This window comes from Mycobacterium timonense (genome assembly GCF_025821985.1).
Classification (GTDB): Bacteria; Actinomycetota; Actinomycetes; order Mycobacteriales; family Mycobacteriaceae; genus Mycobacterium; species Mycobacterium avium.
In genome coordinates this window covers 25,592-38,569 of record NZ_JACKSY010000015.1, presented here as the reverse complement: position 1 = coordinate 38,569, position 12,978 = coordinate 25,592, and the positions used below count along the sequence as shown (strand labels likewise).

Genomic DNA, 12,978 nt, shown 5'->3' with positions numbered 1-12,978 from the left:
TTGCGGCCTACACCCGGTCGGTGGTGAAGTCGACCGCCTGATCGACCATCCCCGCCTCGACGTACTGCCGATGCGCGGCCGGGTTCACCGCCCCGGAACAGATCGGGTCGCCCGGCACGCACAATTCGATGGTCTTGGCGGCATACAGCGGCCCGATGGTGACCGGCGGCTCGTTGATGATGCTCATGAACTGCGCCGACGGCTTGCCGAACAGGGCAACGGCCGCCACGTGGTTGGCGACGGCCGCCGGCATCGGCTGCAGCGACTGCACCGGCTGGACCCCGTCCGGCACCGCACTTTCGGTGACGAAGCCCATCACCGCGGCGCCCTGGGAGTAGCCGCCCAGCACCATCTTGGTCCGGGGGCAGTTCGCGGCCATCTGCTGCACGTGGGCGCCGGCATCGCTGATGCCGTCGGCGGCGGTGGGGAAGTCGGTGGTGGCGGGGTAGTTGACGGGGTAGACGCCCACGGACTTCGTGCCGAGGCGCGACCGCAGCGTGTCGACGAAGCTCTGGCCGATCCGTCCGACGCCGGGAGGTTCGGAGGTGCCGCGAGCAAACACCACCTCGACGTCAGGGCACGAATCCGCGGCTGCCGGCGCGGCCGGGCCGACGAGCGCCGGACCGAGGAGCAGCGCCGAAAACGGCGACAGCACAGCACAACTCAAGCCAGCGAGGGGACGCGCCTTCACATCGCGATCCTGCCACAGCACGGCCGCCGGCGCGCGCCGGGCGATCGTGCTGTGACGAAGACAACCACCGCCCGGCCTTGCGGGCACCCGCGACGGACATATTGGTGCACATGTATGGTCACCGCGCCGGGGCCTTGGGGGCCTGGCCCTGGAATGCCGGCGTGGGTGCTCAGGACGCTTTCGACGCCCGCCGGCGGGGGCGCTGCTGCTCGGCGGCGCCCAGCGCGTCCATCGCGCGGAGCAACTGCGGGTAGGCGATCGCCGGCCCGATCCAGCGGGTCAGGTAGCGCCGCAGATCCGCACCGGTGCGCGGCGGACGGCCCGGGTCGGTGAGGAAGGAATGCAGCACCCGCAACGAGAACTCGTTCAGCTCTTCCAGCCCGGCTTCGTCGAAACCGTAACTCTCCCAGTCGATGTCGTAACGGTGCAGCATGGATCGGCCGAACGCCAACGCGGTGTCGGAGATGATCGACACCTTCTGGCCGCCGCGGTGGCGCTGGTTGAGGACGAACTCGACCTGGTGGTCGGAGGCCAGCTCCTCGACGGCGAACGCCATCCCCTCGGTGATCGCCACCACCGGATCGGTCACGCCGTCGAGATGGGCCGCCATCCGGTCCAGGAAGCCGTCGGCCGACCGCATCGCCGAGGCCACCAACAACGCCTGCGTCCCCGGGAAGTAGCGGTAGACCGTCTGCCGGGTCACGCCCAGTGCCCGCGCCACGTCGGCGATCCGCAACGCCGACCCGCGTTCGGCGATGATCCGGTCGGCGGCGTCGAGGATGCGCTCGATCGCCTCCGCATCGGATGCCGGCGTGTTTCCCGCCCAGCCATGACTGCGCATGATTACCCGATGGCAAACTCGTAGCCGGTGATCCCCACAGCTGGATCTTAGCCTCCGTCACCGCCGGATCGTCGCTGGCTAACCCACGCGTCGGGGCGCCCGCAACCCGGCAAGACACTATCCCCATTGTGTATGATCACTGCGAATCTCTTCCGGCGTGCCGGCTGGACAGAAAGGCCGACCGATGGGCTACGACACCGTGATCACCAACGGGCGCTGGTTCGACGGGACGGGCGGACCGTCGGCAATGCGGGACATCGGCGTGCGCGACGGCCGCGTCGTCACGATCGCCGCGGGGCCGCTGGACACCGCCGGCGCGACCGTCATCGACGCCTCCGGCCAATGGGTGATCCCCGGCATCATCGACATCCACACCCACTACGACGTCGAAATACTTTGTGAGCCGGAGCTTTCCGAGTCGTTGCGGCACGGTGTGACCACGGTGCTGCTGGGCTCGTGCTCGCTGTCGACGGTCTACCTGGACAACGTCGACGCGGGTGACATCTTCGGCCGGGTGGAGGCGATCCCGCGGCGCTACGTCATCGAGCACCTAAAGGCGGCCCGGTCCTGGACCAACCCCAAGGAGTACGTGGCCGAACTCGAACGGCGCAATCTGGGCCCGAACGTCGCGGCGTTCATCGGGCATTCGGACATGCGCGCCGCCACCATGGGACTGGACCGGGCGACCCGCAAGGACGTCCGGCCGTCCGCGGCCGAACTGGCCCGGATGGAGACGATGCTCAACGAGGCACTCGACGAGGGGTTCGTCGGGATGTCCTCGCAGCAGCTGTTGTTCGACAAGCTCGACGGCGAGGTGTGCCGGTCGCGCACCCTGCCCTCGACCTACGCCGCGCCGCGCGAGCTGCGCCGGCTGAACTCGATCCTGCGGCGGCGCGACAAGATCCTGCAGTCGGGGCCGGACATCACGAATCCGCTGTCGGTGCTGTCGCAGCTGATGACGTCCCTCGGGATCGGCCGGCCGCGGCTGAAGACCAGCCTGCTGTCGGCGGCCGACATCAAGGCCATACCGTTCGTGATCCACGTGATGGACCGGCTCGCCCGGGTCGTCAATGCCCTTGGCGGCGACTTCCGCTGGCAGCACCTGCCGGTGCCGTTCGAGGTGTACGCGGACGGGATTTCGCTGGTGGTGTTCGAGGAGTTCGGTTCCGGCGCCGCGGCCCTGCACCTGCAGACCGAGATCGAGCGCAATCGGCTGATGCGGGACGAAGGATACCGGCGCCGGTTCCGCAAGGACTACGACAGCAGATTCGGGCCCCGGGTGTGGCACCGCGACTTCTTCGACGCCGAGATCGTGGCCTGCCCCGAGCAGGCCGTCGTCGGCAAGTCGTTCGGGCAGGTCGGCCTGGAGCGCGGCGCCCTTCACCCGGTCGACGCGTTCCTGGACCTGGTCGTCGAGCACGGCGAGCGGCTGCGCTGGCGCACCACGATCTCCAACCATCGCCCCGAGGTGCTGCGGAAGATGGCCCAGAGCCCCACCGTTCAGATGGGGTTCTCCGACGCCGGGGCGCACCTGCGCAACATGGCGTTCTACAACTCCGGGCTGCGGCTGCTGCGGCACGCGCACGACGCCCAGAAAGCCGGTAAGCCCTTCATCTCCATGGAGCACGCCGTGCACCGGCTCACCGGCGAACTCGGGCGGTGGTACGGCATCGACGCCGGCACCCTGCGCGTGGGCGACCGCGCCGACATCGTCGTCATCGATCCCGCCAGACTCGACGAGTCGCTCGACCGCTATGCCGAGCATCCGGTTGCGTCCTACGGCGGGTTGTCGCGGATGGTGAACCGCAACGACGACACGGTCACCGCGGTGCTGGTGGCCGGGAAGCTCGCGTTCGGCTCCGGTCGGGCCGCGCCGCAGCTGGGCAAGCAGCGATACGGTCAGTTCCTTCGCGCCGGCCGGCCGTCGCGCACCCTGGTCAGCACCGGCTAGCGCGAACCAGCCTGCAGGACAGTCGATTTCGTGTGTTCATGACGCCCGCGCGGCGCCCAGGATGAGGCCGACGGCCTCGTCGAGCTGTCCGGAGATCTCGGCGAAGCTGACGAACCGGGCTGTCATCAGCGCACCCGAGAAGGTCATCTGCAGGGTGGACTTGACGGCGCGCGGCCAGCCCGGCCCCAACGCGGCCGCGATCCGCCGGGACACCTCCTCGCCGATCTGCTCCCGCAGCGGCTTGACCGCCGGATCGTCGGCCATCAGCGCCGCACCGCAGGCGGCGGTCAACTCCGGCTCATCGGCGACCACCACCGCCATGTCCCGCAGCGTCGCGCTGACCCTGCTCTGGGCCGTCTCGTTGACGTCGGTGTGCACCGGCAGGTCGCGCAGAAAGCGCAGGTACACCGCCGCCACCAGGGCGCTCTTCGACGGAAAGTAGGTGTAGGCGCTGGCCGGTGATACCCCGGCGCGGGTCGCCACGGCGCGCATCGTCAAGCCGGCGTAGGACGATTCCCGCAACTCCTGCAACCCGGCGTCGAGCACTTTGCGGATCGTCTGTCCGGGCCGGCGGTCGGATCGACGCGCCGGTCCGGTGGGGGCGCCGCCGGCGATGACCGGCGATGACGCATCTTCGGGCACCCGTCGAGTGTAGGAATGAGCCCGCCGCCGACAGCGAGTGCCGTCCGGTCAGCACGCGGCGGCCGGGCCTAGAGTGGCTGGGCGGAGGAGATGCGGATGGGCGAAGCCGACCGGCATCGCTGGGACGAGCGGTACGCGGCGAACGGCCCGCCGCCGCTGAGTTCGGTTGCGCCGCCCGGTGTTTTCGCGCGCCACGCGGACGTGTTCCCGGCCGCAGGGCGGGCGCTGGACCTGGCCTGCGGGCAGGGGACCTCGGCGGTGTGGTTGGCGTTGCGCGGGCTGCGCGTGCTGGGCCTGGACGTCTCGCCGGTGGCGATCGGCCAGGCGCGGGACCTGGCCCGGCGCGCCGGGGTGGGCGAGCGGTGCCGCTTCGACGTCGCCGATCTCGACCGCGGGCTGCCGGTAGGGCCACCCGCCGACGTCATCGTCTGCTGCAAGTTCCGCGACCGCCGCCTCGACCGGGCCATCGTCGAACGGCTGGCGCCGGGCGGGCTGCTGGCCATCGCCGTGCTCAGCGAGGTGGGAGCCGGCCCGGGCCCGTTCCGCGCGGCGCCCGGCGAACTCACCGCCGCGTTCGCCGATCTGGAGCCGATCGCCGCCGGAGAGGCGGACGGCCAGGCGTGGCTGCTGGCCCGGGCCTGTCAATCCGAGCCGATGGTTGAGAGGCGTTGAGCCGCAGCCTATCCCGCGCTGCCCTGGGCGCGGCTGGCGCGGCGACGGTCGGGTCGCCGGGCCGGTGCGGCGGGCCGGTGCGGGACGGCGGCGTGCGCCGCGGTCGTCCTCGCCGACCGGCCGCTGCGCCGGCGCCGTTGTCCCGCGGCAGCCGGCCGATGCGGCCCGGCCGGGTGCGACGGCACACCGGCGGCCGCGGGCGGCTTCGGGGGCGCGATCGGGCCGACGAGTGCGTGCACCGCCTCCGAGCCGGCGGTCACCCGCTGGGGTGCGACGTCGATACCGGCCTTGCGCATCAGCGCCCGGGTGTGTTCGCGCTGCTCGGGCAGCACCACCGTGACGACGTCGCCGGCGCTGCCGGCCCGCGCGGTGCGCCCGGACCGGTGCAGATAGGACTTGTGCTCGCTGGGCGGGTCGATGTGCACGACGAGCTCGACCTCGTCGACGTGCACGCCGCGCGCCGCGATGTCCGTCGCGACCAGCACCCGGGCGCTGCCGGCGGCGAACATGGCCAGGTTGCGCTCCCGCGCGGGCTGGGACAGGTTGCCGTGTAGGTCGACCGAGGGAACCCCCGATTCGGTGAGTTGCCTGGCGAGCTTGCGCGCTTGATGTTTGGTGCGCAGGAACAGGATTCGGCGCCCGGTGCCCGAAGCGAGCCGGTGCACCAACTCCTTCTTCGCCTGCACGCTGTCGACATGGAACACATGATGGGTCATCTCGGACACGGGCGAATTGGCCTCGTCGACGGAGTGCAGCACCGCGTCGCGGAGGAACCGGGTGACCAGCTTGTCCACCCCGTTGTCCAGCGTCGCCGAAAACAGCAGCCGCTGGCCATCATTGGGCGTGGCGGCCAGAATCCGGGTGACGCCGGGCAGAAAGCCGAGATCGGCCATGTGATCCGCCTCGTCGATCACGGTCACCCGCACCGCCTCCAGGGTGATCAAACGCTGCCGCATCAGATCCTCGAGCCGGCCGGGGCAGGCCACCACGATGTCCACTCCGGCCTTCAGCGCGGCCACCTGGCGGTGTTGCGAGACGCCGCCGAAGATCGTGCTGACCCGCAGGCCAGCCGCCGCCGCCAACGGCTCGAGCGTCGCGGTGATCTGCGTCGCCAGCTCCCGGGTGGGTGCCAGCACCAAACCCGTTGGCCGGGCGGGACGGCGGTTTCCGGTGGACAGCCGGCCGACGAGCGGAATCGAGAACGCGAGCGTCTTGCCGCTGCCGGTTTTCCCGCGGCCCAGCACATCTCGCCCGGCAAGGGTGTCGGGCAGGGTTTCGGCCTGGATGGGGAACGGGCTCGTGATACCGCGCGCCGTCAGCGCATCCACGATCCGGGCGGGCACGCCGAGATCGGCAAAAGTCTTGGGGGTGGTCACTTTTCGGTGCCTTTCAGGCAGCGCCGGGTGGGAGACGAGGACGTCCCGCGGACCGGCGCGAGGTGGCGAGATTGCCGGCTGGCAAAATCGATCGCCGCGAGACAAGCCAGTGCGGGATGCACGGATCATCCGGGTGCCGGGCGCGGTCTACGGCGCCGGCACCGGTGGGATGAGAAACTTTCCACGACGGGTTGGCGGTTCATGTCAGTGTTCATGACTGTGCTCGTGACAGTGACGCCAACGTTGCGACCAGCCTAGCCTATCGCCGCCCCGGACCGCTAAACGGCCGCAACCCGAGCACGGTGAGCAGCGCAAAGCCGATTTCGGCCGGGCCGGTCTCCGGTAATGTCTGCCTGATGGAGCGGCGCGTCCTGGAAGCGGTCATCTACGAGCGGGAACCGCCGATCGCGCGGATCGTGCTCAATCGGGTCGACAAGGCCAACACCAAGGACGCGGTGCTGGTCACCGAGGTCGACGACTGCCTGCACGAGGCCGACCGGGACAAGGACATCAAGGTCGTCATCATCAAGGCCAACGGCAAGGGATTCTGCGGCGGCCACGTGGCCCGGTGGGGCCCGGACGAAAACCCGTATCCCGATTTCGGGGAGACCTTCGAAGACCTCTACAAGGGCACCGCCGACCTGTTCTTGTGGCCGACGCTGTATCTGTGGGAGTTTCCCAAGCCGACCATCTCCCAAATCCACGGCTACTGCATGGGCGGTGGAATCTATCTCGGCTTGCTGACCGACTTCTGCGTCGCCTCCGAGGACGCGTATTTCCAGATGCCCCTTGCCCAGAGCCTCGGCGAGCCCGGCGGGCACACCATGATCGAGCCCTGGCTGATGATGAACTGGCACCGCACCATGGACTGGTTGCTGCTGGCGCCGACGCTTTCCGCGCAACAGGCCCTCGACTGGGGGCTGCTAAACAAGGTGGTGGCGCGCGACGACCTCGAGGACACCGTCGAGGAGATGGCCCGCAAGATCGCCCGGATCCCGTTGACCACACTGATGGCGGTCAAGAACAACGTGAAGCGGGCGTGGGAGTTGATGGGCATGCGGGTGCACCTGCAGGTCAGCCACATCCTGACCAACATGGTCGGCGCCGCCTCCGACGTGCAGGCGCGCCGGGCCGAGCTGATGCGGTCGGGCATGAAGCCGCGCGAATTCGTCGACAAGCCGGACGAAAAGGGTTCTCCGCCAACGTGAAGTTAGTTTCACGCTCGCGACCGAGCGTGAAACTAGTCGCACACTCGGCGCGGAGGCACGCCGGCGATGGCGCGTGGAGGCGTGCCGGCGATCCTGCGGCCGGCCGCGTGCCGGGCGGCGACGTACCCGAACACCATCGAGTTGGCGATGCTCGCCCCCGCACCCGGATAGGTGCGGCCCATCACGGTCGCGGTGGTGTTGCCGGTGGCATACAAGCCCTCGATCACCCGGTCTTGTTGGTCGAGCACCTGCGCGTACTCGTTGGTGATCACGCCGCCGCACGTGCCCACATCGGCGGGGAACACCCGGGTGGCGTAATACGGCGCGGTGTCGAGGGGTCCGATCGCGGCGTTGGGCCGATACCCCGGGTCGCCCAGGCAGTCGTTGTAGGCCGACTGGCCGCGGCCGAAGTCCGGGTCCAGGCCCTTGGCCGCGAACCGGTTGAAGCGTTCGACGGTGCGCGCGAGTTCGCCTGCGGGAAGGTCGGTTTCGCCGGCCAGCCCGGCGATGGTCGCGGCACGCTTGACGGCGCCGGACTCGATCAGCTCCGCCGGCAGCGGCTGGTGGCGCCGCAGGGTTTTCAGCGGGTTCGCGCTCGTGACGTACCGGCGCACGTAACCGTCGTCGAAGATCATCCAGCACGGCACCGCCTTGTTGGCGTACATGGCCTTGCCGACCTCGACGTATGAGTTCGACTCGTTGCAGAACCTCCGCCCGGTCGAGTCGACATAGATCGCGCCCGGCCGCTGCCGCCCCGAGCCGAGCGAGGCAGCGACCGCCCCGCCGTTGGCGATGAAAACCGAAGGCAGCCACCAGGCTTCGTCCATCAGGTCGGTCTTGGCGCCCAGCCGCATCGCCGCTTCGAGCACCTCACCGGTGTCGCCGGCGTTGGCGATCGACCATTGCCCCTCATTGGGCTGGTCACCGCTGTAGCGCCGGCGCATCTGCTTGTTGTGGCCGAAACCGCCCGCCGCCAGCAAGACTCCCTTGCGCGCCTCGACGGCGCACGCCCCGCCGTCGCGCAGGATGCGCGCGCCGACCACTCGGCCGTCCTCGACGACGAGCTCGGTCAGCGCGGCATCCGTCCACAACGGTGGTTGCCCGTCGCTGAGGTCCAGCAGCGCCTTGAGCATGTGCGCGATCAGCGAAGCGCCGTTGGTGAGCAGCTGCCGGCGCCGCATCCGCGCCGCCGCGGTGCGGGCGAACACCCGGGCCGCCACGGCGAACGTGCGCGCCGAGCGGTTGAAGTACTGCACCGAACGCAATTCGTTGGTCAGCACCACGTATCCGTAGTTGCGGGCCAGCGGCGGCTGCACCCGCCCGCTCCAGCTGCCCAGCTTCGCGGCATCGAACGGGACGGCCTCGACGGCGCGGCCGGACGCGTTGCCGCCCTTGTGATTCGGGTAGTAGTCGCTCCAGCCGGCGCAGCGGATCAGCGCGACGCCCCTGCGGGTGAGGAAATTGATCATTTCGTGGCCCGCGGTGAGGAACATTTCACGTCGCTCGGGGGAGGACGCCGCACCGACGTCGCCGACCACGTCGGCCAGGTACGCCAGCCCGTCCTGGTGCGAGTCGGCGACGCCCTCGGCCCGCATCAACGGGTTGTTCGGCAACCAGACGATGCCGCCCGAGAGTCCCGTCGAACCGCCGACCAGCGACTGCTTCTCGACGATCAGCGGCTCGAGCCCGCTGTCCAGCGCGGCCAGCCCGGCCACCATGCCGCCCCCGCCGCTGCCCGCGATGAGCAGATCCACCGAGCGGTCCCACGTCACGCTCATCGCGCCTCCACGGCGCCGAAGCCGAGGTCGACGACCGGCACGTCGATGGTGGTGTTGGTCTTGTGGATGGCCGGCAGCAGCGCGTCGTAGCGCAGCCCGGCCAGGAAGCCGTCGATGACCCGCTCGAAGTTGGAGATCAGGCCTTCGATCCGGTCGGACAACCGCATGAACTCGAAGCTCTTGGAGTGCAAGCCTTTCTGCTGACGCGGCAGGTTGGAGAAGTCCTGGGCGGGGATCGGCGGCCAGCGCGGGTCGTCGGGCGCCATCGGTTCCGGCGGTGTCGGTTTGCCGGCCGAGGCGTCGCCGGGCAGCCGGGTCAGCGACCAGATCTCGAACAGGGTTTCCTCGGGCCCCAGCGGCCGGATGCGATACGACGATGCGCTGCTGTAGGTCGGCAGGATGAAGTGGTGCGGGAAGGCGAATCCGATCGCATCGGTGATCCCGCGGCGGTCCAGTTCGTTGAGATCGGGCATGCCGCTGCCCCGGGCGCGATGCCAGTCGACGACGGCGTCGTTGAGGGCGCTGCGCCACGCCGCCATCGCGGCGGCCGGGTCGGACGGCAGCCGCATGGTCTGCAGGCCCTCGGCGATGCGGATGTCGTTCTGGTGCGTCATGCCGGCCATGCCCTCGCCCAGCGTGCGCATGAAGTACAGGCTGCTCGCGACGACGGGATGTACTGCGGCCGAAGGCTCGCCGGTCTGGGCGCCCGGCAGCAGCTGAGGATGGGTCTGCGGCACGTGGTAGCCCTCCATGAACGCCGCCGTCGCCAGTTTCCAGTTCACCGGCAGCCGGCACGATTGCCACCACTCGACCCGCAGCGACTCGACCCGCCAGGCGTCGTAGGTCGACGCGAACGGCTCCATCCAGTCGCGCAGCGCCGGCGCATCGTCGTCGAAGTTGATCCACGCGCAGCCGCCCCACAGTTCGCAGCGCACCGACACCAGTCGCAGGTCGGCGGCCGCCAGATTCTCCTGCGCGAAGGTCTCGGGCCGCAGCACGAACGTGTTGCGCCCGTCCAGGCTCCAGCACCATCCGTGGAACGGGCACACGAAGGTGCGCCGATTCCCGTTGCCTTCCACCAGTTTCACGCCCCGATGCCGGCAGGCGTTGTGGTAGGCGCGCACGGTCTGGCTGTCCAGCCGCACCACGATGACGGACTCGTCGAGAATCTCGTATTCGACGAAATCGCCGGGCTTGGGGATCTCCTCGAGCCGGCACGCCATCTGCCAGACCCGCGGCCAGAACATCCTCTTCTCCAGCGCGTAGAACTCCGGGTCGTAGTAGCGCTGCTTGGGGATCCGGTCGGGGGTCTGCACCGCCCACGGCACCGGCAGCGGCGTCGCGTTCACGCCGGTGTGCGGCTTGCTCGTCTCTACAGCCATCTCGCCATCCTCGTCAGGTCACACGATCCGGGATTCCCGTCCCTGCCAGTAAGGTTCGCGGATACGCCGCTTGTAAAGCTTTCCGTTCGGGTCGCGGGGCAGGGTGTCGAACTCGACGGTGCGCGGGCACTTGTAGCCGGCCAGGTGGGCCCGGCAGTATGCGATGAGCTCGGCGGCCAGGTCGGGTCCGGGCGGCACGCCGTCGGCGGGCTGCACGACGGCCTTGACTTCCTCGCCGAATTCGTCGTTGGGAACGCCGAATACCGCCGCGTCGAGAAGTTTCGGGTGCATCACGAGCAGGTTCTCGACTTCCTGCGGATAGATGTTGACCCCGCCGGACACGATCGTGAACGTCGAGCGGTCGGTGAGGTAGAGGTAGCCGTCCTCATCGAGATGGCCCATGTCGCCCAGCGAGCGCCAGCCGCGCTCGTTGTACACCGACGCGGTTTTGACGGGGTCCTTGAAGTACTCGAAGTCGGGCCCGCCTTCGAAATACAGCTCACCGGTCTGGCCGACCGGGACTTCCCGCCCGTCCTCGTCGAGCACGTGCACCGGTGCGAGCGGGACGCCGACCGAACCGGGGTGGGCGAGCCATTCCTGCGGGCCGATGGTGGTGCCCGCGAATCCCTCGGTGCCGCCGTAGTATTCGTGGATGATCGGGCCGAACCAGCGCATCATCCGGTGCTTGACGTCGACCGGGCAGGGTGCGGCGGCGTGGATGACGCAGCACAGGCTCGACACGTCGTAGCGGTCCCGCACCCCTTCCGGAAGCTTGAGCATGCGCACGAACATCGTCGGCACGAACTGGGCGTGCGTCACCCGGTGCGTCTCGATCAGCCGCAAGACCGTCTCGGCGTCGAACTTCCTCATGATGATCGACGCGGCACCGACCCGGTTGACGGCCATCGTGTAGTTCACGCCCGCGGCGTGGTAGAGCGGTGCGGGGGACAGGTAGACGCTGCGCTGCGTCATGCCGTACTTGTGGATCAGCGCCAGCTCCAGCACCGACTGCGCCCAGGACCCGTTGCCGTCCTGGGGAAGTGGCCGCCGGACCGCCTTGGGCCGGCCGGTGGTGCCGGACGAATACAGCATCTCCGATCCGTCCGACACCGGCGGGGCATCGCCGGCGGCGCCGAGTACCCCCTCGTAGTCGCGCCAGCCGGGCAGCTTGCCCCCGACCCCGATGTGCACCGCCGGGTTGGCGTTGCGCAGCCGGGCGGCGATTCCGGGCAGCGACGCGTCGACGAACACCGCCTTGGCATCCGAGTCGTCGATGACGTAGACGACCTCGTCCGCGGTGAAGTGGGTGTTGACCGGCGTGTAGTACAGGCCGGAAAGCTGGCAGCCCCAAGTGATTTCGAGGAACTCCGGCCGGTTGGGCAAGACCAGGGCCACACCGTCGCCGCGGCGCAGCCCCAGCTCGTGCAGCGCCGCGGCCACCCGCCGGCTCCGGTCGTGCAGTTCGCCGTACGAGATCGTGCCGCCGTCGGTGATCAGGGCCGGCGACTGTGCGGCCGCGAGCGCGTGCTCGGCGATGTTCACCCGGCCGGCCTAAGTCGTTGCGGCGCCGTCGGTCTGGGCAGCGGCGGCGGCCTGGCGGCGGGCCTGCTCGGACGGCAGCACCTTGTCCTTGAACACGGTCTGAATCAGCTCTTGGACGTCCTTGCTGATCGAGGCGAGCGCGACGAGGTCGTTGGAGCTCTGCCAGTGCACCCGCATGCCCATCAACTCCCAGGCCCGCTTCAGGTTCGCCTTGGTCGCCAGCAGGGTCGTCATGGGCGCCTGCGCGATGTGGCGGGCGATGGCCTCGACCCGCTCGTCGAGCTGGTCGCGCGGCACCACCTCGTTGACCAGCCCCACCTCGAGCGCCTTGCGGGCGTCGATCACCTCGGCCAGGTACAGGTAGTAGGCGGCGCGGCGCCAGTTCATGAAAACCCAAGGCTCGATGGAACATTCGCCCGACGGCATGCCGAAGCCCTGCAGCGGCGGGTAGGAGAAATAGGCGTCCTCGGCGGCGATGACGATGTCGGTGGTCAGCCCGTAATGGGTGCCGCCGCCGACGCAGTAGCCGTGCACCTGGGCGATCGTCGGTTTGGAGAACTCCCACAGGTTCAGGATCGGCTTGACGAACAGATCGGTCTGCGGCTTCCACGGGGTGCCCATCACCTTCGCGCCCTCGACGAACGCCGGGTAGTCGACCGCGTTGTTGCCGATGGCGTGACCCGAGCAGAAGCCCTTGCCGTTGGCCTTCATGATCAGCACTTTGATGTCGTAGTCGCGGTCGGCGTCGGCCAGCGCCGCGTCGACCTCTTCGGCCAGCTTCTGGTCCTGGGCGTTGGCCTTCTCCGGCCAGTTCAGGGTGACGCGGGCGATCGGGCCTTCCTTCTGGTAGATGATTCTCTCGCGGGTCTCGTTGAGATCCATACGCGTTCAACCT

General features: G+C 69.2%; 11 protein-coding genes. 3 read left to right on the top strand and 8 right to left on the bottom strand.

Annotated features, from left to right (window positions below; genetic code table 11):
- Nucleotides 1–7 precede the first annotated feature (7 nt).
- Both H7I87_RS04985 and H7I87_RS04980 read right to left on the bottom strand, forming a co-directional pair.
- Nucleotides 8–655: a cutinase family protein gene (locus H7I87_RS04985; RefSeq protein ID WP_033726978.1), complete on the bottom strand. Its 648-nt coding sequence runs from the start codon at nucleotides 653–655 to the stop codon at nucleotides 8–10.
- Between the two features lie 205 nt (nucleotides 656–860).
- Nucleotides 861–1,532, bottom strand: a complete 672-nt coding sequence (locus H7I87_RS04980; RefSeq protein WP_033726977.1) for a TetR/AcrR family transcriptional regulator — start codon at nucleotides 1,530–1,532, stop codon at nucleotides 861–863.
- Nucleotides 1,533–1,716: 184 nt separating this feature from the next.
- Here H7I87_RS04980 and H7I87_RS04975 point away from each other — a divergent pair, with 184 nt between their 5' ends.
- Nucleotides 1,717–3,483, top strand: a complete 1,767-nt coding sequence (locus H7I87_RS04975; RefSeq protein WP_033711230.1) for an N-acyl-D-amino-acid deacylase family protein — start codon at nucleotides 1,717–1,719, stop codon at nucleotides 3,481–3,483.
- 36 nt (nucleotides 3,484–3,519) lie between these two features.
- Here H7I87_RS04975 and H7I87_RS04970 read toward each other — a convergent pair whose 3' ends face one another.
- The gene (locus tag H7I87_RS04970; protein WP_023899889.1) at nucleotides 3,520–4,125 is read right to left on the bottom strand and encodes a TetR/AcrR family transcriptional regulator; all 606 of its coding nucleotides are present in this window, start codon (nucleotides 4,123–4,125) and stop codon (nucleotides 3,520–3,522) included.
- Between the two features lie 96 nt (nucleotides 4,126–4,221).
- On the opposite strand from H7I87_RS04970, the gene H7I87_RS04965 reads away from it, so the two are divergent.
- Complete coding sequence (locus H7I87_RS04965; RefSeq protein ID WP_019734396.1) at nucleotides 4,222–4,797, top strand: SAM-dependent methyltransferase; 576 nt, start codon at nucleotides 4,222–4,224, stop codon at nucleotides 4,795–4,797.
- A gap of 8 nt (nucleotides 4,798–4,805) precedes the next feature.
- Here H7I87_RS04965 and H7I87_RS04960 read toward each other — a convergent pair whose 3' ends face one another.
- Complete coding sequence (locus H7I87_RS04960) at nucleotides 4,806–6,173, bottom strand: DEAD/DEAH box helicase (protein WP_033719975.1); 1,368 nt, start codon at nucleotides 6,171–6,173, stop codon at nucleotides 4,806–4,808.
- Between the two features lie 356 nt (nucleotides 6,174–6,529).
- On the opposite strand from H7I87_RS04960, the gene H7I87_RS04955 reads away from it, so the two are divergent.
- Complete coding sequence (locus tag H7I87_RS04955) at nucleotides 6,530–7,381, top strand: enoyl-CoA hydratase-related protein (RefSeq protein WP_003877871.1); 852 nt, start codon at nucleotides 6,530–6,532, stop codon at nucleotides 7,379–7,381.
- Nucleotides 7,382–7,413: 32 nt separating this feature from the next.
- Here the strand turns inward: H7I87_RS04955 and H7I87_RS04950 are convergent, their stop codons facing one another.
- The 4 genes from H7I87_RS04950 to H7I87_RS04935 are packed head-to-tail and all read right to left on the bottom strand — an operon-like array spanning nucleotide 7,414 to nucleotide 12,965.
- Complete coding sequence (locus H7I87_RS04950) at nucleotides 7,414–9,159, bottom strand: FAD-binding protein (protein ID WP_033712519.1); 1,746 nt, start codon at nucleotides 9,157–9,159, stop codon at nucleotides 7,414–7,416.
- Complete coding sequence (locus H7I87_RS04945) at nucleotides 9,156–10,541, bottom strand: aromatic ring-hydroxylating oxygenase subunit alpha (RefSeq protein ID WP_063967182.1); 1,386 nt, start codon at nucleotides 10,539–10,541, stop codon at nucleotides 9,156–9,158. The genes H7I87_RS04950 and H7I87_RS04945 overlap by 4 nt, the downstream gene beginning before the upstream one ends.
- A gap of 18 nt (nucleotides 10,542–10,559) precedes the next feature.
- Nucleotides 10,560–12,083, bottom strand: a complete 1,524-nt coding sequence (locus H7I87_RS04940) for an acyl-CoA synthetase (RefSeq protein WP_033726976.1) — start codon at nucleotides 12,081–12,083, stop codon at nucleotides 10,560–10,562.
- A 9-nt stretch (nucleotides 12,084–12,092) separates the two neighbouring features.
- Nucleotides 12,093–12,965, bottom strand: a complete 873-nt coding sequence (locus H7I87_RS04935) for an enoyl-CoA hydratase-related protein (protein WP_033726975.1) — start codon at nucleotides 12,963–12,965, stop codon at nucleotides 12,093–12,095.
- Nucleotides 12,966–12,978: the final 13 nt, after the last annotated feature.

Excerpts from the sequence above, each read along its gene's own strand:
- H7I87_RS04980 (WP_033726977.1), bottom strand. The coding sequence starts at position 1,532 with ATGCGCAGTCATGGCTGGGCGGGAAACACGCCGGCATCCGATGCGGAG.
- H7I87_RS04975 (WP_033711230.1), top strand. The coding sequence starts at position 1,717 with ATGGGCTACGACACCGTGATCACCAACGGGCGCTGGTTCGACGGGACG.
- H7I87_RS04965 (WP_019734396.1), top strand. The coding sequence starts at position 4,222 with ATGGGCGAAGCCGACCGGCATCGCTGGGACGAGCGGTACGCGGCGAAC.
- H7I87_RS04955 (WP_003877871.1), top strand. The coding sequence starts at position 6,530 with ATGGAGCGGCGCGTCCTGGAAGCGGTCATCTACGAGCGGGAACCGCCG.
- H7I87_RS04950 (WP_033712519.1), bottom strand. The coding sequence starts at position 9,159 with ATGAGCGTGACGTGGGACCGCTCGGTGGATCTGCTCATCGCGGGCAGC.
- H7I87_RS04945 (WP_063967182.1), bottom strand. The coding sequence starts at position 10,541 with ATGGCTGTAGAGACGAGCAAGCCGCACACCGGCGTGAACGCGACGCCG.
- H7I87_RS04935 (WP_033726975.1), bottom strand. The coding sequence starts at position 12,965 with ATGGATCTCAACGAGACCCGCGAGAGAATCATCTACCAGAAGGAAGGC.